Here is a 20,604-nt window from a genome sequence, read left to right as displayed (position 1 = left end):
GCACGGTTGAGTCATGCAGACACGAAACCTCGGCGGCGCCGCCGTCTCCGCGTTCGGCTTGGGCGCGATGAGCATGTCCGGCTCGTACGGCCCGGCCGACCGCGACGAGAGCATCGCGACCGTGCACGCCGCGCTGGACGCCGGGATCACGCTGATCGACACGAGCGACCACTACGGCGCCGGGCACAACGAGATGCTGCTCGCCGAGGCGTTGCGCGGGCGGCCCCGGGACAGCTACCAGCTGAGCGTCAAGTTCGGCGTGCTGCTCAGCCCGGGCGGGATGCCCGGCGGGCAGGACAGCCGGCCGGAGGCGGTGCGCAACTTCCTGGTCCACTCGCTCGCCCGGCTCGGCACGGACCACATCGACATCTACCGGCCGGCCCGGCTCGACCCGGCGGTGCCGATCGAGGAGACGGTCGGCGCGATCAAGGAGCTGATCGACGGCGGGTACGTGCGCCACCTCGGCCTGTCCGAGGTCAACGCCGAGACGATCCGCCGCGCGCACGCCGTGCACCCGGTGGCCGACCTGCAGATCGAGTACTCGCTGGTGTCGCGGGGCGTCGAGGCCGAGGTGCTGCCGGTGCTGCGGGAGCTGGGGATCGGGATGACCGCGTACGGGGTGCTGGCCCGCGGGCTGATCTCCGGGCACTACGACCCGGCCGCCAACGCCCCGGGTGACTTCCGCGGCCGGACGCCCCGCTTCTCGCCCGGCAACGTCGAGCACAACCTGGGCCTGGTCGAGGCGCTGCGCCGGGTGGCCGCGGCCAAGGGATGCACGGTCGCGCAGCTCGCGATCGCCTGGGTCGCCGCCCAGGACCCGTCGATCGTGCCGCTGGTCGGGGCCCGGACCCGGGAGCGGCTGACCGAGGCGCTCGGCGCGGCGGACGTCACCCTGACACCGGCCGACCTGGCCGAGATCGAGCGGGCGGTCCCGGCCGGCTCCGCGCGCGGCGACCGCTACCCCTCGGCGGCGATGGCCTCCCTGGGCGTCGGCAACTGAGGCCGGTTCCGCATCGCCCGGTCCACCGTGGCCGGCATGGCCGCGCCGGCCGCGGCGAAGGCGACCCCGAGCAGCAGCCAGCCGGGGTCGCCCCAGCCGACGGCGAGCGTGGTCACCACGAGCGGGGCGAGCATCTGGCCCAGCTGCATGCCGATCGCATAGGCGCCCTGGTACTGCCCGTGCTTGTCGGCCGGCGACAGGCCGAACGAGATGCCCCAGCCGGACGCCGAGTGCCAGAGCTCACCGACCACGTGGGTCAGCGCGCCGGCGATCAGCAGGGTGATCGTGACCCAGGCGTGGGCGTGACCCGACAGGGCGTAGAGGCCGCAGGCGATCAGCAGGGTCAGGCCCGCCCGCCGAGCCGCCCGTGCCGCACCGGCCGGCTCCTCGGTGCCGCGGGCGGCGCGCACCTGGAGGAGTACGACCGCGGTGGTGTTGGTCAGGTAGACCACCGCGATGAGCCAGGTCGGTGCGTCGGTGCGGTGCGCGATCCACAGCGGCAGGCCCACCTCGAACAGGCCGAAGTGCACGGACAGAAGGCCGTCCAGCAGGACGAAGGCGAGAAACGGCCGGTCGCGCAGGGCGACCATGCGCGGCGCGCCGGGCTCGTGGGCGTGCCGCGGGATCCGCTCGAGGCGCGTGGCCAGGGCGGCGGCGACCAGGTACGTCAGCGCGTCGGTGAGGATGAGCGCGGCGTACGCCCACCGGGTGTCCACCGCGAGCACCACACCGGCCAGCGCGGAGCCGATCGCGATCCCGACGTTGGTGACCGAGCGCAGGTAGGCCCGGGCGCGCACGCGGTCCTCCGGTGGCACCGCGCCGCCGATGACCGCGCCCTTCGCGGCCCGCTGCGCGGCGTCGGCGAGCGCGAGGGGTGCGCCGATCAGGAGGTACACCCAGACGTTCGGGACGAACACGAACATGGCGGTGCCGATCGCCTGCGCGACGAGCCCGGCGACGAAGACCTCGCGGGCGCCGAGGCGGTCGGCGACGTACCCCATCGGCGCGCTGGCCACCATGCAGACCAGGCCGGTCGCGGTCAGGGCGAGGCCGGTCGCGGTGATCGACAGGCCCGCGTACCGGGTCAGGTACAGCGGGCTCGCCACCATCCACAGCCCCGTGCCGGCGGTGTTGATGAGCGAGATGAGCGCGAGCAGCCGCATGGCTTGGAGCTTAGCAAGACGTACGTACGGTTTGCTAGACCCGTCAATCTCAACCCGGCCTTAAAAGATCGTTGAGTCTTGTTGGTCTCGGTTGACATCTGTTGCCGCTGCTCCTGATGCTGAGAGCGCTCTCACGAATCGATGCTTAGGAGTTCCACCGTGCGATTGAGGACGAAGCTGCTCGGGGCCGCGGCCGTGATCGCCGCCGCGATACCCGTGGCGATCGCCGCCCTCCCCTCGGCCCAGGCGGCCGGGCCGTCGCTGCTGCCGTTCACCGTCACCAACACCACGGGGCGCGGCGACGCGGTGTACCTGTACGTGCTCGGCACCAACCTCAGCACCGGCCGGCTCGGGTACGTCTCCGCCAACGGGACGTTCACCCAGTGGTCCGCCGGCACCAACCCGCCGATGCCGGCCCCGGACGTCGCCATCCCCGGCCCGGCCAACGGCGGCAGCAAGACCATCCAGCTGCCGAAGAACCTCTCCGGCCGGGTGTACATGTCGCTGGGCGAGAAGCTCAAGTTCTTCCTGACCCCCGACGGCCTGGTCCAGCCGGCGCCGTGGGCCGCGGGCGACCCGAACCACGACATCCTGTTCGACTGGAGCGAGTTCACCTACAACGACGCCGGCCTGTGGCTCAACAGCTCGCAGGTGGACATGTTCGCGGTGCCGCACGCGGTCAGCGTGACCGGCTCGAACGGCGTCACGTCGACCACCGGCGCGCTCAAGGCCAACGGGCGGCAGAACGTGATCGACGGGCTCAAGGCCCAGGCCGGTTGGGGCAACACGATCGTGACCCGCGCCGACGGTACCGTCCTGCGGGTGCTCAGCCCCGGCAAGGCCGCCGACGCCGGGCTGTTCAGCGCGAACTACCTCGACCCGTACATCGCGAACGCCTGGAACGCCTACACCACCAAGACGCTCACGGTCGTGCCGTTCACCGACCAGCCGAACGTGAAGTACTTCGGGCGCACCAACGGCACCGTGATGACCTTCACCAACGCGTCCGGCCAGCAGGTCGCCACGTTCAACCGGCCCACCACCGCCAACGTGTGGGGCTGCGACGGGGCTCTCGGCGCGCCGAACGACCAGGTCGTCGGCCCGATCGCGCGGACGCTGTGCGCCGCCCTGCACCGCAGCACGCTGGGGACGATCGACACCCAGCCCGGCGGTACCGCGGCCGACTTCTACAAGAGCGCGCTGACCAACCACTACTCGCGGATCGTGCACGAGAACATGGCCGACGGAAAGGCCTACGGGTTCGCGTTCGACGACGTGCAGAACCAGGAATCGCTGGTCCACGACGGCGACCCGCGCTCGGCCGGCATCACGCTGTCGCCCTTCACCGGCGGCGGCTCGGTGCCGCCGCCCACTGGGGGCGGCGGCTCCACCACGGCTCCGCCTTCTTCTGGTGGAAAGTCGATCGCCAGCAACTGGAACGGCAAGTGCATCGACGTGCCGAACTGGAACTTCAGCGACGGCCAGTTCCTGATCGTGTGGAACTGCACGGGCGGCACCAATCAGAAGTGGACGTTCGTCGACGGCACGCTGCGCACCGAGAACAACAAGTGCATGGACGTGGCCTGGGGTTCCAGCGCCAACGGGACGGTGATCCAGGTCGCCACCTGCTCGGGCAACCCGGCCCAGCAGTTCGTCCTGTCCGCGGCGGGCGATCTGGTCAACCCGCAGTCGAACAAGTGCGTCGACATCAAGGACTGGAACCCGAACAACGACGCGCGGCTGCAGCTGTGGGACTGTGCCGGTACCGCGAACCAGAAGTGGCACACGGTCTAATACCTGTGTGACCCACGTCGAGATCTACACGGACGGCGCCTGCAGCGGAAACCCGGGACCGGGGGGCTGGGGCGCCGTCCTGCGCTACGGCACGGTGGAGAAGGAGCTGTGCGGCGGCGAGGCGACGGCCACCACGAACAACCGCATGGAGCTGACCGCGCCGATCCGCGCGCTGGAGAGCCTGACCCGCCCGGTGCGGGTGCACCTGTACACCGACAGCTCCTACGTGCGCAACGGCATCACCGCCTGGGTGCCGAAGTGGAAGCGCAACGGCTGGCTGACCGCCGCGAAGCAGCCGGTCAAGAACGTGGATCTGTGGCAGGAGCTGGACGCGCTGGTGGCCCGCTACGAGGTCGAGTGGCACTGGGTCAAGGGCCACGCCGGGCACCCCGAGAACGAGCGGGCCGACCGCCTGGCCGCCAAGGGCCTGCGATTGGCCACGGGCCGGGCATGACATTTGTTATGGGGTAACCATCGGCGGTCGTGTTGATCTATCGACATGATTCGTCGCAACGCCCTGCCGCTGGGGCTGTTCTTCCTGGCCCCGCTGGTCGGTGAGTTCCTGCTCGGCAACACCCCCATCGTGCTGTTGCCGGCCATCGTCGTGTTCGCCCCGCTGTACGGCGGCGGCGCCCTGCTCATCCGCGAACTGGCCCGGCGGCGGGGCCTGGGCTGGCCGAACATGCTCATCCTGGCCCTGGCCTACGGCGTGCTGGAGGAGGGCTTCACCACCCAGTCGCTGTTCAACCCGAACTACGCGGACGAGCACCTGCTGGCTCCCGGGTACATCGCGGCGCTGGGCATCGGCGTCCCGTGGACCCTGTTCGTGGTGGGCATCCACGTCTTCTGGAGCATCTGCGCCCCGATCCTGCTGATGGAGGGCTTCGCCGGCGAGCGCCGCACCACCCCCTGGCTAGGCCGCCGCGGCCTGATCGTGACGGCGATCCTGTTCGTGCTGGGCCTGGCCGCCTCGACGGCGATCAGCCAGTCGATGTACCCCTACACCGCCTCGGCCGCCCAGTTCACGGTCACCGGCGCGATCGTGGTGGCGCTGATCGCCGTAGGCCTTCTGGTCCGTTTCAAAGGTTTTGCGACGGATTCTCAAGCCCCTCGGCCCTGGATCGTGTTCGTGATGACCCTGCTGACCGCGGCCGCCTTCATGCTCATGACCACGATCGACTCCCTGCCGGTCTGGGCGGGCGTCGCAATCGCCGTGGCCGGCATCGTGGTGTTCTTCGCCTTGGTGGGACTCTGGTCGGCCCGCGAGGGCTGGGGCGACGCGCACCGGCTGGCGATCGGCTCGGGCGCGCTGCTGACGTACGTCTGGCACTCGTTCGTCAAGCACCCGTCGAGCCTCGCCGACTGGATCGTGGTCCTGGCCGGCGCCGTCATCTTCGGCGCGGCCGCGATCTGGCTGATCTGGTTCGCCTGGCGCCGGCTACGCCGCACCCCGGCCGTCGCCGCCGAACAGGTCGTCGGGTAGGAAGCAGCCGTAGTCCTGCAGCGGCGTGGCCTCGGTGAGCACGATCTCCTGGACGTACCCGGCCGCGGACAGCCCGTCGGGCCGGTCGGTGTCCCGCGCGCCGGGGCGCGGGGCGCCGCGGCCGACCTCGGGCTCATCGCCGAGCGGGATGAGCTGCGGGTCGAGGTCGAGCAGCGCGTGCACGGCGTCGTAGGCGTCCTCGACCGCGCCGTCGTGCGCCGCGGCGGCCGCCCGCGCCGCGGCCAGGAACCGCTCGGGATCGACGACCACGACGTCCCGCCGCGTGCGGATGCTGATCACCATGCCGGGCCTGATGTCCATGGGCCCAGACAGTAGCGACAAAGCGCTACAAAGAGCTCACGAAACGGCCGATGCGGGTGACGGCCTCCTCGAGCAGGGGTAGGGCGGTGGCGTAGCTGCAGCGGATGTGGCCCTCGCCCGACGGGCCGAAGACGCTGCCCGGGACGACGGCCACCCGCTCGGCCTCCAGCAGCCGCTCGGCGAAGGTCTCCGAGTCGAGGCCGGTCGCGCGGATGGACGGGAAGGCGTAGAACGCGCCCTGCGGCTCCTGGCAGGTCAGCCCGGCCCCGTTCAGGCCCTTCACGAACAGGCGGCGCCGGCGGTCGTAGTCGGCGACCATCTCGGCCACCTGCGGCTCGCCCGAGCGCAGGCCCTCCAGGGCGGCGGCCTGGGAGACGTGCGGGGCGCACAGCATCGTGTACTGGTGGATGCGGCCCGCCAGCTCCAGCACCGGGGCCGGAGCGCAGACGTAGCCGACGCGCCAGCCGGTCATCGCGTGGGCCTTGGAGAAGCCGCCGAGGACCACCGTTCGCTCGCGGGCGCCGGGGAGGGAGGCTACGCAGGTGTGCGGGGCGTCGTAGCTGAGTCGCTCGTAGATTTCGTCGGAGACGAGATAGAGATCGTGGCGTACCGCCAAATCGGCCAAGGCGGCCAGCACCGCTCGCGGCTGGATCGCGCCAGTCGGGTTGGACGGCGAGGAGACCAGGATGGCCTTGGTGCGCGGGGTGATCGCCCGCTCGATCTCGTCGATCAGGATCTCGAACGACGGCGAGGAGGGCACATAGACGGGCGTGCCGCCGGCGAAGGTCACGCACGGGCCGTAGGCCACGTAGCACGGCTCGGGGATGATGACCTCGTCGCCGGTGTCGAGCAGCGTGCGCATCACCAGGTCGAGGCCCTGCGACACGCCGGACGTGATCAGGCACTCGGAGTCGGCGTCGAAGCGGACGGAGTGCCGGCGCGAAAGGTCGCCGACGATCGCCTGGCGGAGTTCGAGGAGCCCGGCGTTCGAGGTGTACGTCGTGTACCCCTGCTCCAGCGCGTAGATCCCGGCCTCGCGGACGTGCCACGGGGTGACGTAGTCCGGCTCGCCGACGCCCAGCGAGATGACGTTGTCCATGGTGGCGGCGATGTCGAAGAAGCGCCGGATGCCCGAGGGCGGTATCGCGGCGACGATCGGGTTGAGCGGCTTCACGGCGTGACCGGCAGGCGGCGGTCGGGCGGGGTGGTCGCGTACAGCTCGTCGTCGTCCTTGTAGGTCTTCATCACGAAGTGCGTGGCCGTCGCCGTCACCCGCTCGATGGTGGAGAGCTTCTGGGCCACGAAGTCGGCGATGTCGTGCATGCTGCGGCCGGTGACCACGCAGCGCAGGTCCTGGGCGCCGGAGACGAGGTACACCGAGCGCACCTCCGGGAAGCGGGAGATCCGCAGCGCCACGTCGTCGAAGCCGAGGCCGCGGGCGGGCATCACGGCGACGTCGATGAACGCGGTGATGAACTGCTCGCCGCTGATCTCGCGCAGCATGTCGGCGTCGATGACGGCTTTGTACCGCCGGATCACGCCCTGCTGCTCCCAGGCGCTGATCTGCGTCCGGACGCGCTCGACGTCGATCCCGGTGAGGTCCGAGATGCGTTCCGGGGTCGCGTGAGCGTCCTTCCGGAGGATCTCCATGATCTCCAACACCGGGCAATCTTACTGTCCGTGGAGCAGCTCACTCCAGCTACTATTCGGCGAATGGACCCAGTCCCGCTCGCCGAGGTGGCGTCGATCGTCGGCGGCACGGTGCACCTCCGGGCCGGAAAGCCCGAAGAACGCCTGGTCGGCAGCGTCGCCATCCACTCGGACCGGCTGCAGGCCGACAGCCTCTTCTTCGCCCTTCAGGGTGTCACGGACGGTCACCGGTTCGTGGCGCGGGCCCTCGCGAACGGGGCGATCGCCGCGGTCGTCGACGAGCGCCGGCTGGCCGAGTTCCCGGGTCAGGCCGTGATCGGGGTGCCGGACCCGCTGGCCGCGCTGCAGGAGATGGCGGTCTGGTGGCGGGCCAAGCTCAAGACGACCACGTTCGTCGCGGTCGTCGGCAGCAACGGCAAGACGCTCACCAAGGACGCGCTGGTCGGGCTGCTGGCCGGGCACCGGGTGACCTACGGCAGCCCCGGCAGCTACAACAGCCAGCTCGGGGTCGCGCTGTCCGTGCTGCAGTGCCCGGCCGACGTGCCGGTCGCGGTGATCGAGGCGGCCGCGACCGAGCCGGGCGAGATGGCCCGACTGGCCCGGATGGTCGACCCCACCGCCGTCGTGTTCACCAACCTCGGCTCCCGCAGCGGGCAGAGCTTCGGCAGTCGCGAGGAGCACGCGCGCGAGCTGTTGAGCATGGCCGCCGGACTGCCCGCCGACGGGTGGCTTCTGATGGGCGAAGACGACGCGGGTGTACTGGCTGAGGCCCGCCACATCGTGCCCGAGCACAAGATCAAGACGGCGTCCCTGCCCCGGCTGGTCCGGCAGCGGCACGTCGAACGCTCCTCGCTGGTGCGGGCCGTGCTCCCGGACGGCACGGAAGAGGACCTGCTGGTCGCCACCCCGTCCCCCGAGGTGCTCAAGGACCTCGAGCTGGCCATGGGCGCGGCCACCCTGCTCGGCATGCGCGGGGCCGACCTGCTCGCGGCGGCCGCCGACTACACGCCGCCGTCGACCCGGATGCAGATGTGGCGGCGCCCCGACGGCGCGACCGTCGTCGGCGAGCTGGCCAACACCGATCCCCTCGCGCTGAGCAGCGCCCTGCGCACCGCCCGCTCGCTGATGGGCGCCCAGGGCCGCACGCTGATGATCATCGGCGATCCGCTGGCCGGGCTCACCGCCGACGAGGCCGAGGCGATGGCCCGCTGCCTGCGCGCCGAGAACGTCCGGCTGGTCTGCGGGCTGACCGACGACGCCCACGGGCTGATCGAGGCCTCGCTGGCCGGCAGCGACGTGCCCGTGCACCGCTTCCCCGACGAGGACCGGATGCGGGCGTTCGTGGCGACCGAGCTGCGGCCGGACGACGTGGCTTTGGTGCACGTACCGCGGGACACCATGGTCACCGACTCCTGGATGCACCTGGTGGAGACCGCGGCCGCGACCCGGCTCTACGTCGACCTCGCGGCCGTGCGGGACAACGTGGCCGCGTTCCGCAAGCTGGTCGGGCCGCACACCAAGCTGATGGGCGTGGTCAAGGCCGACGCGTACGGTACGAACCCGGTCACCGTCGCGCACACCCTGCGCGAGGCGGGCGTCGACTGGCTCGGCGTGGCGACGTCGGACGAGGGCGTGGCGCTGCGGCGGGCCGGGGTACAGATGCCGATCCTGGTCTTTCTGGCTGTTCCGGGCGACCTCGACCGGCTCGTGCGGCACCGGCTGACCCCGTCGCTGTACTCCATGGAGATGTACGACGCCGCCGTGCGCGCCGCCGCCGGCAGCGGCCGCCGGCTGGACGTACACGTCGAGGTCGACTCCGGCATGCACCGCAGCGGCCTCTACCCCGAGGCGGCCATCGAGCTGCTGGGCAAGCTGCGCGGCCACGAGCACCTGCGGCTGGCCGGGCTGATGAGCCACCTCGGGTGCCCGGACGACCCGGACGAGGACGACCTCACCCACGAGCAGCTCAAACGGTTCGGCTCGGTGTGCTCGGCGGCCGCCGAGATGGGCTTCGAGGATGTCGTACGGCACACCGCCGCCACCGCCGCCACGATCCGCTTCCCCGAGGCGCGCTACGACATGGTCCGCATCGGCCTGGGCCTCTACGGGCTGCAGCCCTCGACCGCGACCAGCAGCCTCGTGACCCTCACCCCCGGCGTCGGCCTGGTCTCGCGGATCGTCGAGATCCACGACATGGCGCCGGGCGAGCGGGTCGGCTACGGCGGCCTCTTCCGCGCCCAGACGCCCGACACCCGCATCGCCCTGATCGCCGCGGGCTACTACGACGCCGTCCCGCGCGCCTTCCGCAAGGTCGGCTACGTGCTGGTCAACGGCCGCCGCTGCGAGATCGCCGGCACCATCTCAATGGACTCGATGGCCATCGACATCACCGGCCACCCCGACGCCGAGGTGGGGTCCGATGTACTGATCTTCGGCCAGTACGCAGGCTTCTCAGTCCCGGTCGAGGAGGCCGCCGCCGCGATGGAGACGGTCTCCCACGAACTGCTGACCCAGGTCGGCCCGCGCGTCCAGCGGATCTTCACCCAGCACTGAGCTGTATTTCCCAAGAGCGGTGGGGGAGCTCCGCTCCACCCACACCCCCTCAAGATCTCCGCGTGGTCCGACGGACAGCGGCCCGTCACCCGTGCACCGGCGCCACCGCGCGCTGGTCGAGCGGCCGCGCACCGACGCCACCGCACGCCCGACGAGCGGCCGCGCACCGACGCCACCGCACGCCCGACGAACGGCCACGCACCGACACCACCGCACACCGGTCAAGCGGCCACGCACCGACGCCACCGCACGCCCGACGAACGGCCACGCACCGACACCACCGCACACCGGTCAAGCGGCCACGCACCGACGCCACCGCACGCCCGACGAACGGCCACGCACCGACACCACCGCACACCGGTCAAGCGGCCACGCACCGACGCCACCGCACGCCCGACGAACGGCCACGCACCGACACCACCGCACACCGGTCAAGCGGCCACGCACCGACGCCACCGCACGCCCGACGAACGGCCACGCACCGACACCACCGCACACCGGTCAAGCGGCCACGCACCGACGCCACCGCACGCCCGACGAACGGCCACGCACCGACACCACCGCACACCGGTCAAGCGGCCACGCACCGACGCCACCGCACGCCCGACGAACGGCCACGCACCGACACCACCGCACACCGGTCAAGCGGCCACGCACCGACGCCACCGCACGCCCGACGAACGGCCACGCACCGACACCACCGCGTGCCGGTCGGCGGGTCGCTCGACCGGCCACCGCTGGCCGTCGGCGCGAATGACTCCACCGCGTCGACGACTACCCGGCGCGACCCGGCGCGACCCGGCGCGACCCGGCGCGACCCGGCGCGACCCGGCGCGACCCGGCGCGACCCGGCGCGACCCGGCGCGACCCGGCGCGACCCGGCGCGACCCGGCGCGACCCGGCGCGACCCGGCGCGACCCGGCGCGACCCGGCGCGACCCGGCGCGACCCGGCGCGACCCGGCGCGACCCGGCGCGACCCGGCGCGACCCGGCGCGACCCGGCGGTGGGCTCCCACGCCGCCGACGCGCTCACTGCACCGTGGGCAGGTTGGCCTGCGCCGTCGGCGGGCTCCGACGGCCGCGGACCGGCGCGAGACACGGACCGGCGCGAGACACGGACCGGCGCGAGACACGAACCGGCGCGAGACACGAACCGGCGCGAGACACGAACCGGCGCGAGGGGGCACCGCCTCAGAACAGCGTGGCTTCGCCTGGCGGGTCGGCCAGTTCCCAAAGATGCAGGGTCGGGCCGGCGGTCAGCCAGCGGCCGGGGGCTGGTGACGTGCGTGGGGTCCCCGTCGGCACCGGGTAGGTCAGGCGGCCTACCGAGCGCAGGGTGCGGGTGGCCAGGAGCAGGTCGTTCAGCAGGACGTAGTCGTTCGAGATGAGTGCGCAGCCGTCGATTGGTTCTCCCGGGTCGAAGGTGTGCTTGGCCAGGGTTGCTCCGGTGTTTGCGTCGTGCCAGCTCACCTCCGTGTCGTCCTCGTAGCCGACTGACAGGTACCGGTCGCCGGCGGTTCCTGCCACGTAAGCCCCGCCCAACTCTTTGAGCGTGATTCCATCCTCCACCAACACCGGTGTCACTGGGGTGTCATCGAATCGGCTCAATACTGGGCCGGTCATCATTGGTTGGGAGACCGTGGTTCGGGCCAGTTCGCGGCCGGTCTGAGCGTCCAGGGCGAACAGCACGTCGCCGCGTGTCAGCCACAGCAGGCCGTCAGGCGCGTGGCCGCCAACCGCACCGTCAGGCGCGTGGCCGCCAACCGCACCGGCCGGCGCGTGGCCGCCAACCGCGCCGGCCGGTGCCAGGCGGGCCTCCTCGGCGCCCTCGTCCAGGCGCCAGAGCAGCTCGCCTGACGGGGAGAGGGCCAAAACCTCCGCGCGGGCGATCAGCACGAGCCGGCGGCCGTCGAAGTCGGCTTCGCGCAGGCCGTCGACGTCCGGCAGCGGGATGTGGGTCGTCGGCTCGAGCAGGGGCGAGAGTACGGAAACGGCGGCCGGCTCCAGGATGAGCCAGCCGCCGTCGAGGCAGTCGCGCACCGGTCCCGCGACCGGGGCCGATGCGAGCAGGCGGGGAACCATCACGCCCGCGACTGTAAAGGGCTACGAGTGGTTGGCCAGGTCCAGCAGGCGCTCCAGGATCTGGCGCGGCGGGACCGGGGGCTCCTCGGCCAGGCCCTGGTGGTAGAAGACCGTCGCCGGCGTAAGCCCCGGCAGCGAGTTGGCCTCGATGATGATGACCTCGCCGGTCTTGCGATGCATGAAGGCGTCGATCCGGCCGTAGCCCGCCATGCCCAGCACGTTCGCGACCCGCGAGATGCGCGCCCGCACGGCCTCGACCGCGCCCGGCTCGATGCGGCCCAGCGGCGGGCCGGGGGGCGGGGTGATGTTGATGCCGGTGCCGCCCATGAACTTCTCTTCGAGGCTCAGGATGCCGGCGCTGGCCACGGTGATCGAGGGGTTCATCGCCACCATCGCGCCCTTGGGGCCGATGACGCCGACGGTCACCTCGATCCAGCCGGTGTCCCGCTCGCGGCCCCAGAGCAGCTCCGCCTTGCCCGAGTGGTCCTCGACCCGCACGTCGTCGGTGTCGATGTAGTCCTCGAACAGCAGGTGCTCGGGGCGGCTCGTCGGCATCTCGACCAGCTGCTCGGGGCTGAGCAGCGAGAAGCCCGCGCCCTTGATGCGGTGCGCGTCGGCGTTGATGAGTTCGAGGTACCGCTGCAGGTCCGAAGCATTTCCGAGCGGCACGATGCCGGCCGAGCAGCCGTCGTCCAGCGGCTTGACCACCACGCGGGTGTCGGTCACCTCGGTGATGATGTCGTGCCACAGCGACTCGATGCCGGGCTCGTCGAACGTCTCGGGCACGTCGACCCGCACGCGGCGGGCGGTGTGGATGCCCTCGCCCTCCAGGGTCGCCACGACCAGGCCGGTCTGATACTTGTCGGCGCAGAGGCGGGAGGCGTCCGGGCCGCTTCCGTTGTACCGGATGTTGTGCGCATCCAGCAGCTCCTGCAACGTCCCGTTCTCCCCCGCGCCGCCGTGCAGGGCGATGAAGACCAAGTCGTGCCGGGCGAGGAACTCGTCCATGGTCAGCTGCACCGGCGGGGCCACCGACGTGCTGCGCGCCTCGTCCGGCAGCGCGAGCCGCTCGATGATCCGCGCGGCGAGGCGGCTGCGGCGCTCCTCGAGGCGCTGGCCGTCGCGGCAGGCGTAGACGATCTCCTCGACCGAGTGCCGCAGGGCCGAGGAGTAGGAGACCTGCCAGACCGAACCGTCGGGCGACAGGAGGTACGGAATCGGCGCGTATTTCTGCGAACGAGCCAGCTTGAGCCACACGTTGGTGCCGCTGAGCACCGACACCTGGCGCTCGGCCGTGGCGCCGCCGAAGAGCACGGCCACCGGCTGCCCGGTCTGGATCGTGGTGTCGTAGGGCGCCTCGAACGGCAGCCCGTTGCGCCGGGCCGCGGCCCGCAGCACCTCGCGCAGGATGTCGGCGTGGGTCATGCCGAGCTGGCTGGCCTGCACGAACAGGAAGCTGTTCTGCTCCATGCCGCTGATCACGTTGACGTCGGAGACGAGGATCGAGCCGTCCTCCTCCAGCCACGCGTCGATGCGGGCGAAGTCGCGCAGGCCCAGCGTGGTGAACGAGGCCTCGGCGATGCCCTGGATGCGGGCGATCGTCTCGTCGTCCCGCGGCGGCGGGCAGTGGTAGTGCGAGTCGTTGCTGGCCAGGTACTTGCGGCGGTAGTCGAAGATCTCGTCCTCGCTGGCCTGGTTCTGCAGTTCGATCTCGATCGGGATGAGCGCGACCGGTCCGTCCGCGCCCTCGATCACGATGGTGGTGACCTCGTGCCCGTGCATGCGGGGCTGGATCACGATCCGGTCGTGGCGCTGGCGCAGGGTGCGCAGGATGTCGATGGCGGCGGCGCGGTCGCGGGCCACGAAGACGTCGATGCTGGAGCCGCCGGTGGCGGGCTTGAGCACCAGCTTGGCCACGTCCGGGAAGGACTCGTTGACGACCCGCTCGGCCTCTTCGTCGGACATCGCCGCGTCCACGAGCACCGAGGGGACGGCGCCGATGCCGTGGGAGTCGAGGGCCTGCTTGGCGTTGTACTTGTCGAAGGCGGTCGCGCACGCCTGCGCGCCGGTGCCGACGAACGGCACCCCGGCCTTCTCCAGCAGCGCCTGGACCTGCCCGTCCTCGCCGAACGCGCCGTGCATGACGGGGAACACCAGCCCGGCCGTGCGCAGGCGGGCGATCAGCTCGTCCTCGCTCAGCGGCCGGCCCTCGTGGGCGAGCTTGAAGTCGAAGTCCGACGGGGTGTTGCAGTAGAGCAGGCCGCGCGGGATGGAGTACGGCCGCAGCTGCCGGTCGAAGAAGATGATCTCGGTGAGGTCGACCACGGCGCCCTCGAGGTGGTCCGCTACGGAGCGTGCGGAGTTGAGCGAGATTCCGCGCTCCTCGGACGGGCCACCCAGCAGCAGCGCAACGTCGACCATCGGTTCCTCTTCAACAATGGGTCACATTTCGAACGGGCCTTACCCTACACCGGGTGTGTGTGAGGCACTGTCGTCAAACGGAAGAGCCGTACGGGGCAGCGGAATACGGAACAAATCGATACGGTGCCTTCCCATGCGTGCACTCGCCGCCGCGTTCGCCGGCGCGGTCCTCTCCCTCATCCCCGCCACCGCCGCTCTCGCGGCCGCCCCCAAACCTGACATTTCCGTCACCGGCCAGGCCGACAAGGCCACCTACGCCGTTGGCGACACCTTCAAGATCACCGTCACGGTCAAGAACACGAGCTCCGTCGACGCCAAGCACGTCCACTACACGGGCGGCGAGGACGGCGGCGTCTCCGGCGTCACATACACCGAGTTCAAGACCGGCTTCGACCTCGCCGCCGGCGCGACCAAGACCGTGCTGCTCAGCGGCAAGATCGAGCACATGGCCTTCGTTCGCGGGCACGGGTTCGTCGCCTTCGACCTGGGCGCCGACAACGGCGAGGCCAACCTCGCGGACAACCAGATCAACGTGGCGCTCGTCGTTCCGGGCGCGTTCGGCACCGTCACCGGGTTCGTCTCCGAGGGCGCCGACTCCAATGCTCCGTACGACCCGGCCAAGGGCATCGCGAAGGTCGTCGTCACGGTGAAGAGCGAGGACGGCAAGACCAAGTACGGCGAGGCGACCACCGACGACAAGGGCGCGTACAAGATCACCCAGGTGCCGGCCGGGATCATCCAGATCACCTTCACCCCGCCGGCCGGTTGGAAGATCTTGGCGGGCGAGGACGGCCAGTCCGACACCACGCCCGGCGAGGTTCAGGGCGACCAGGAGAGCAGGGTGAGCGTCGTCGCCAAGCGGGTGGCGGTCCCGAGCTCGTCGGCCAGCCCGGCGCCCTCGGCATCGGCCGCAGCCGGGCCGGCGCTGCCGGTCACCGGATCGAACACGCCGCTCATCGTCGGTGCGGGCCTCGCGGCCGTCGTGGTCGGGGCCGCGCTGGTCCTGATCGCCCGTCGGCGCCGGGTCCACCTGCAGGCCTAGAGTCGCCCTATGCTCATGCGCGGCAGGCCGTAGTGCAGAGGTCGTCACGCCACCTTGCGAAGTTGGAGGACGCCGGTTCGATTCCGGCCGGCCTGCCCTTCCTGGATCGTGAGCTGCCGCTCTGGCGCAAGATCCGGGCCGAGATGCCGTCGCCCGCGCTCGTCGCGGCGGCGGCCTCGGCCCGGTCGTCCGGCGACTGGCGGGCGGCCGCGAGCCTGCTGCCGGTGACGATCGACATCGACCTTGCCGCGGCGCCCTCTCTTGAGGACGACCTGCGCCACCTGGCCCTCGACCGGCTGTGGTGGCACCTCCCGCGGCATCGGGGCGGGCGGGCCACCCTGCAGGCCAAGGTCACCGCGGTCCTGGCTCCGCGTTCGGGCGCCGCGACCGCACCGCTCCTCTGCGTGCGGCTGCCGAAGTCGCCGACCGGGCCGCAGCGGGTTCAGCTCAGCGTCGCTTCGTTCGCCGACCTGAAGAACACGCGCTGGTACTACGCGCCCCGCTACACATGGGACGTCCGGGTCGCCCCACCCTCGCCCTCCCCGGAGATCCTGGCCCTGCTGGCGGCGGGCGACTACCGGGAGGCCTGGAAGCGCTGCGGGATCACGCTCGACTTCGACGATCTGAGCTGCCTGCAGTCGCCTTCCGTGTCCCCGACGAGCCCTCTCGGCGTCGCCGAGTTGGCGGTGGAGGCCGCGGCCGCGTTCGGGGTGGATCAGGTGGCGACGCTGTTCGGGGCCTATCTGACGATCGACGTGCCCTCAATGACCGCGTCGGCATCCGATCCGGGCAACTACCTCGAGGTTCCCGTCCGGATTCCTACCTCGTCGGTACGGCTCGAGCTCCCTCCTCCTCCTGCCGCTCGTTCTGGTCCGAGCGAGTTTCGGGTGCGCTGCCACGGGCGGTGGCACCGGCTCGGCATCGCGGGCGGGCGGCTCGCCCTGCACGATCACGATGAGCGGGAGCAGCGGCGGGAGGCGGCGTTGCGCGCGCTCGGCGGGGACAGTCCGGGCTGCTTCGGGGTCGAGCAGGCCTGGCAGCAGGGTGGCGGGCGGTTGCCGCGAGCCTTGCACGAGTACCGGCGCAGGCTCATGCATCGGCTGCAGTTCGGCGACACCGAGTATCTGCTGCGCGGCTTGCGCGACGGGACCATCGACCCGCGGATGCGCGCGAACAACGGGTGGTCGCTGATGCACATGGCGGTCTGGCTCGACCATGCGCGGGTCGTGCCGGCGCTGCTCGAAGCGGGCGTGCCGGTGGACGGGGCGGACCGGATCGGGCGCACGCCGCTGTACGAGGCGGTCATGCAGGGCGGCGACGTCGGGTTCATTCGCGCGCTGCTGGCGGCGGGCGCGAACCCGCGGGCCGAGACGGTGCACGGTGCGACACCCCGGCATGCCGCGCGGTACTACCACGACGGGCGCGAGCTGGCGTTCCTGGCTGACATGTGACTGCTTTGTTCTTGCTGACATGCGACACCGGGATCCCCTAGAAATCGGGGATCATGGTCGTCGATGCGCCGCAGGCTGGGCGTATGAACGTCGAATTCGCCTGGCGCGTGCACGCCGCTCTCGAGTCCTGGACCACCCGCGCCGATGTGAAGGCGTCGATCCTGCTCGCGGTCGAGGGCGGGGCGGCCGTCTTCGTCGTCGGCTCACCGGACGATCACCGCAGCTGGCCGGCGGCCGTGATCCTGATCCTGCTGCTGGCCGCGATGGCGACCACGGCGTCCGTGGTGCTGCCGATCCTGGGCCCGCGGCGGATGCACCGGGCGGAGTTCGCGCGCCATTCGGTGTACTTCGGCCACCTGCGCCACTGGCGCCCGGCCGAGCTCACCGCGCATCTGGACACGCTCACGCCGGCCGACGAGCTCGCGATGCTCGCCTCCCAACTCGTGCGGATGAGCCGCCTCAACTGGCGCAAGCACCGGTTGTTGCAGGTTTCGGTACTGCTGCTGACCGGGGCGGTGGCCGGGATGGCGCTCACGCTGTTCTGAGCTGCTTTACCCTGCGCGTATGGCCGATGTCTTCGAGGTCCTGGTGAAACTGAACCTGCGCGCGGACCTGCCCGCCGACGAGCTGGCCGAGTTGCGCTGGCACCTCGGGCTTGTCGCCGAGCCGGATGCGCTGCCGCTGACGGGCGGGTTCGACCACGACCCGGTGTTCGCGGCGCGCGGCCCGGCGTGGAAGGTGGGCGGGGCTGTGATCGGCGAACTGGTCGAGCGGCAAGGGGGTTGGGCGCTCACCGTTTTGCAGGAAGTGCACCCGGATGAATTTCCGGCGATGCACGCGCTGCTGACGGGAATCGCCCGGCATTCCGACCAGATCGGGTTCGCCGGGTTCGTGCGGTTCTACGAGAACGACCTTCCGGAGCCGTTCACCGTGAGCGGCGGGCAGCTCGCACTGCCCGCCGCGGTCACGGATTACTTGTAGGTGAGGTTCTATTTGTAGGTGATGTCGCTGGACTTGAAGTTGCAGTGCCCGTCGCCCATGCCGTCACCGAGGTACTTCGGCTCCGAACCCTTGTTCACCCCCTGATACTCGGCGCAGACGTGGATGCCGGACGAGCTCTGCACGACCACCCGGGACAGCGTGGCGGTGTCGCCCCAGTTGGTGTTGATGCCGACCACGTACTTCGCCTTGTTCAGCAGCACATTGTCGACGGTCACGTTGCGCTGGTAGTGGTTCGTGCAGTTGCCGCAGCCGCGGTACAGCTTGCCGATGTCGCTGGCGTAGAAATTGCTGATGTGCACGGTGCCGTTGCCGTTGTGCTGGAACACCTTGTCACTGGCGGAGCGGGCCCCGCCGCCGATGACGTACGAGTCGCCGCCATTGGTGCCCAGGAACGTGGCCGCGTCCTCGCCCACGTCCTCCCACCACACGTTCTGGATGGTGCAGCGGCCCAGGCAGTGCACGCCGTCGCCGGCCGGGGAGCCGATGATCACGTTCTTCAGCGTCGCCCCGTCGGCCAGCTCGAACACCGGGTCCTGGCTCTCGCTCTGGCCGCCGTCGCCGATGCAGCAGTACCGCTTCATGCCCCCGTCGAGCGTGCCGCTCACCTTGATCGTGCCGTTGACCGACGCCGAGCCGCTGGCGGACGGCCAGGAGCCGGTGGGGGTGCTGCCGCCGCCACCGGTCGGGGTGCTGCCCCCGCCGCCGCCCGACCCGAGCTTGACCAGCTGCCACTGCTGGTTGGCGCCGTCGAGGTTCTGATACCCGGCCAGCTTCCCGCCGTCGGCGGTCGACCACTCCCAGACCTCGACAACCTTGTTGCTGTGCCGGTTGACGAACCGCACATAGCCGCCGGACGAGTCCTGCAGCCGGAAGTGCTGCGTCGTCGAGCCGCTGTCGGCGTTCTGCACCAGCTGGAGGCCGTCGGTGGAGTTGGGCAGGTCGAGGACCTTGCCGCTCATCACCGACTTGATTTTGTAGTACCCCGACCCGGCGTCGACGAACTTCCACTGCTGCACCGCGAGGTCGTTGCGCGACCACTGATTGACCGGCGCCCCGTCATTCGTCGCCCAGTTGTAGACGTCGATGACCTTGCCGCTGTTCCGATTGACGAACACATACGTGGCGCCGGTGTCGACGGTGGCCGCGGACGCCTCATTGACGGCGACCAGCGTCACCCCCGCGACCGCGACGACCCCGGACGCGATCGCGAGCGCGATCCTGGGTTGCATCTGCTCCTCCGTTCCGGGAAAGCGTTTTCCTGAACGGCGACGCTAGGGGCGTTCCGAAATCGTCGTCAACCACCTGCAACAACCCTGCAACCCACCCACGCGATGTTCCGTCACATCGGCGGCCATCACTGTAAATTACACGGCATGCTGACCGTAGGCGTGGATTTGGCGGCCGGCGACGAGCGGACCGCCCTGGCCGTGCTGCACTGGGAGTCCGGCCGCGCGTTCGTGCAGTCGTTGCAGCTCGGCGCGGACGATCGCACGATCGTGGCGGCAATCACCTCCTCAGACAAGGCCGGTATCGATTGCGCACTCGGCTGGCCGGAGCCGTTCACGCAGATGGTCCTGGCGCATCGGTACGGTCATGTGCGCTCGCTTCCCGAACCCGGTCTCGGCTCGGCGTGGCGCCGTGCAATGGTGTACCGGACGACCGACGAGGTCATTCGGGCGTCGATCCCCGGCCTCATTCCGCTCAGCGTCTCGGCGGACCGGCTCGCCCATGCGGCCATGCGGTGTGCGGCGTTGTTGTCGATGCTGGCCACCGCAGGCGTCGACGTGGACCGGGCGGGCGGCGGACGAATTCTCGAGGCTTACCCGTCGGCGTCGCTCCATCGGTGGGGGCTGACGCACCGCGGGTACAAGGGAAAGCACGAGGTTCCTGTCGACGCCCTCGTTGCCGCAACTGCACCGTGGCTCGATCTGGGCGCGTTCGAGCCGTTGATGCACACGAGCCACGACGCCTTCGACGCGGTGATCGCCGCCCTGACCGCCCGCGCCGCGGCACTGGAGCTCGTGACGCGGCCTTCTTCGACGCAGCTTGCGGTTGCGCGGGTCGAGGGCTGGATCGGGGTGCCGACCGCGCCGTTGTCCGCGCTGCCCTGATCACGTCTCGCAGGCCACGCCGTCGCCGTCGCGGTCGAGGGCCGAGCGGTAGCCGGGTTCGCCGCGGTAGAGCGGGGCGGCGCCGGCCTTCTTGGCCTCGGTGCAGTTCTTGTAGTACACGTCGTTGTCTTCGGTCTCGGCCGGCGGCGGAGGTGCGGCCTTGGTCGTCTTGGGCGGGGGCGGTGGCGGTGGAGGCGCCGCGGCCGTGGTGGTGATCACGACGGCGGACGGCGTAGTGACGGCGGCCTGCGTCGCGGCGGCGGTTGTCGTGGCGGGCAGCGCGGTGGCCGTGGGCGTGACGGCGACGGGGACGACCGGCTGCTGCTCGTGCTGCGGCTCCCGCTTGTCGTCCTTCGGCACCAGGTACGCGATCAACGAGCAGAGCACACAAAGCCCGGCGAGCCCGCCCCCGATTCCGAGGAGCAGCGGCCGTCGGCTCTTCGCGGGTTGCGCATAGTGGATGGCCATACGGCGGAACGTACGGAACACGAACCCGGTATGCGATCAACGAACGGCCGATCGGGATCGTCC

General features: G+C 70.7%; 18 protein-coding genes and 1 tRNA gene. 11 read left to right on the top strand and 8 right to left on the bottom strand.

Going from position 1 to position 20,604, the window contains the following annotated elements:
• The first annotated feature begins 13 nt into the window (after positions 1–13).
• Complete coding sequence (locus ACQP00_RS01915; protein WP_433213402.1) at positions 14–1,000, top strand: aldo/keto reductase; 987 nt, start codon at positions 14–16, stop codon at positions 998–1,000.
• Here the strand turns inward: ACQP00_RS01915 and ACQP00_RS01910 are convergent.
• Complete coding sequence (locus ACQP00_RS01910) at positions 958–2,163, bottom strand: MFS transporter (RefSeq protein WP_433213398.1); 1,206 nt, start codon at positions 2,161–2,163, stop codon at positions 958–960. The genes ACQP00_RS01915 and ACQP00_RS01910 overlap by 43 nt on opposite strands.
• A 159-nt stretch (positions 2,164–2,322) precedes the next feature.
• Here ACQP00_RS01910 and ACQP00_RS01905 point away from each other — a divergent pair, with 159 nt between their 5' ends.
• From ACQP00_RS01905 to ACQP00_RS01895, 3 genes are read left to right on the top strand one after another with little or no spacing between them, the layout of a single operon-like run.
• Positions 2,323–3,957, top strand: a complete 1,635-nt coding sequence (locus ACQP00_RS01905; protein WP_433213395.1) for a glycoside hydrolase family 64 protein — start codon at positions 2,323–2,325, stop codon at positions 3,955–3,957.
• Between the two features lie 7 nt (positions 3,958–3,964).
• Positions 3,965–4,411 carry a ribonuclease HI gene (gene rnhA, locus ACQP00_RS01900; protein WP_433213392.1) on the top strand — a complete coding sequence of 149 codons (447 nt, stop codon included), beginning with the start codon at positions 3,965–3,967 and terminating at the stop codon, positions 4,409–4,411.
• Between the two features lie 45 nt (positions 4,412–4,456).
• Positions 4,457–5,440, top strand: coding sequence for a hypothetical protein (locus tag ACQP00_RS01895; RefSeq protein WP_433213389.1), 984 nt, complete (start codon positions 4,457–4,459; stop codon positions 5,438–5,440).
• Here ACQP00_RS01895 and ACQP00_RS01890 read toward each other — a convergent pair.
• From ACQP00_RS01890 to ACQP00_RS01880, 3 genes are read right to left on the bottom strand one after another with little or no spacing between them, the layout of a single operon-like run.
• Positions 5,396–5,761, bottom strand: coding sequence for a hypothetical protein (locus tag ACQP00_RS01890; RefSeq protein WP_433213386.1), 366 nt, complete (start codon positions 5,759–5,761; stop codon positions 5,396–5,398). The two genes, ACQP00_RS01895 and ACQP00_RS01890, sit on opposite strands and share 45 nt — an antisense overlap.
• Positions 5,762–5,786: 25 nt before the next feature.
• On the bottom strand, positions 5,787–6,935 hold the full coding sequence (locus ACQP00_RS01885; RefSeq protein ID WP_433213383.1) for an aminotransferase class I/II-fold pyridoxal phosphate-dependent enzyme: 1,149 nt from the start codon (positions 6,933–6,935) through the stop codon (positions 5,787–5,789).
• Complete coding sequence (locus tag ACQP00_RS01880) at positions 6,932–7,411, bottom strand: Lrp/AsnC family transcriptional regulator (RefSeq protein WP_433055170.1); 480 nt, start codon at positions 7,409–7,411, stop codon at positions 6,932–6,934. Before ACQP00_RS01880 ends, ACQP00_RS01885 begins: the two co-directional genes overlap by 4 nt.
• Before the next feature lie 63 nt (positions 7,412–7,474).
• Between ACQP00_RS01880 and alr the strand changes: the two genes are divergently transcribed.
• Positions 7,475–9,964, top strand: coding sequence for an alanine racemase (alr, locus tag ACQP00_RS01875; protein ID WP_433213380.1), 2,490 nt, complete (start codon positions 7,475–7,477; stop codon positions 9,962–9,964).
• 1,191 nt (positions 9,965–11,155) lie between these two features.
• Here alr and ACQP00_RS01870 read toward each other — a convergent pair.
• Both ACQP00_RS01870 and ACQP00_RS01865 read right to left on the bottom strand, forming a co-directional pair.
• Complete coding sequence (locus tag ACQP00_RS01870) at positions 11,156–12,049, bottom strand: hypothetical protein (protein WP_433213377.1); 894 nt, start codon at positions 12,047–12,049, stop codon at positions 11,156–11,158.
• An 18-nt stretch (positions 12,050–12,067) separates the two neighbouring features.
• On the bottom strand, positions 12,068–14,467 hold the full coding sequence (locus ACQP00_RS01865; RefSeq protein ID WP_433213374.1) for a hypothetical protein: 2,400 nt from the start codon (positions 14,465–14,467) through the stop codon (positions 12,068–12,070).
• A gap of 133 nt (positions 14,468–14,600) precedes the next feature.
• Between ACQP00_RS01865 and ACQP00_RS01860 the strand changes: the two genes are divergently transcribed.
• From ACQP00_RS01860 to ACQP00_RS01840, 5 genes are all read left to right on the top strand, one after another.
• Complete coding sequence (locus ACQP00_RS01860; protein ID WP_433213371.1) at positions 14,601–15,509, top strand: SdrD B-like domain-containing protein; 909 nt, start codon at positions 14,601–14,603, stop codon at positions 15,507–15,509.
• 23 nt (positions 15,510–15,532) lie between these two features.
• Positions 15,533–15,605, top strand: a tRNA-Arg gene (locus ACQP00_RS01855).
• Complete coding sequence (locus ACQP00_RS01850) at positions 15,572–16,960, top strand: ankyrin repeat domain-containing protein (RefSeq protein WP_433213368.1); 1,389 nt, start codon at positions 15,572–15,574, stop codon at positions 16,958–16,960. The genes ACQP00_RS01855 and ACQP00_RS01850 overlap by 34 nt, the downstream gene beginning before the upstream one ends.
• Positions 16,961–17,043: 83 nt before the next feature.
• A complete protein-coding gene (locus ACQP00_RS01845; RefSeq protein ID WP_433213365.1) occupies positions 17,044–17,505 on the top strand; it encodes a Pycsar system effector family protein in 462 nt (153 codons plus the stop codon).
• Between the two features lie 19 nt (positions 17,506–17,524).
• Positions 17,525–17,941 carry a hypothetical protein gene (locus ACQP00_RS01840; RefSeq protein ID WP_433213362.1) on the top strand — a complete coding sequence of 139 codons (417 nt, stop codon included), beginning with the start codon at positions 17,525–17,527 and terminating at the stop codon, positions 17,939–17,941.
• Positions 17,942–17,949: 8 nt separating this feature from the next.
• Here the strand turns inward: ACQP00_RS01840 and ACQP00_RS01835 are convergent, their stop codons facing one another.
• A complete protein-coding gene (locus ACQP00_RS01835) occupies positions 17,950–19,191 on the bottom strand; it encodes a pectate lyase (RefSeq protein WP_433213359.1) in 1,242 nt (413 codons plus the stop codon).
• Positions 19,192–19,335: 144 nt separating this feature from the next.
• Between ACQP00_RS01835 and ACQP00_RS01830 the strand changes: the two genes are divergently transcribed.
• Positions 19,336–20,073: a DUF429 domain-containing protein gene (locus ACQP00_RS01830; RefSeq protein ID WP_433213357.1), complete on the top strand. Its 738-nt coding sequence runs from the start codon at positions 19,336–19,338 to the stop codon at positions 20,071–20,073.
• Here the strand turns inward: ACQP00_RS01830 and ACQP00_RS01825 are convergent, their stop codons facing one another.
• Positions 20,074–20,541, bottom strand: a complete 468-nt coding sequence (locus tag ACQP00_RS01825; RefSeq protein ID WP_433213354.1) for an excalibur calcium-binding domain-containing protein — start codon at positions 20,539–20,541, stop codon at positions 20,074–20,076. It lies immediately after the preceding gene.
• Positions 20,542–20,604: the final 63 nt, after the last annotated feature.

The sequence above is a fragment of the Dactylosporangium sp. CS-047395 genome (genome assembly GCF_050942185.1).
Classification (GTDB): Bacteria; Actinomycetota; Actinomycetes; order Mycobacteriales; family Micromonosporaceae; genus Dactylosporangium.
Note: the sequence above shows the minus strand (reverse complement) of the source record. Positions and strands in the feature narration are given on the sequence as shown.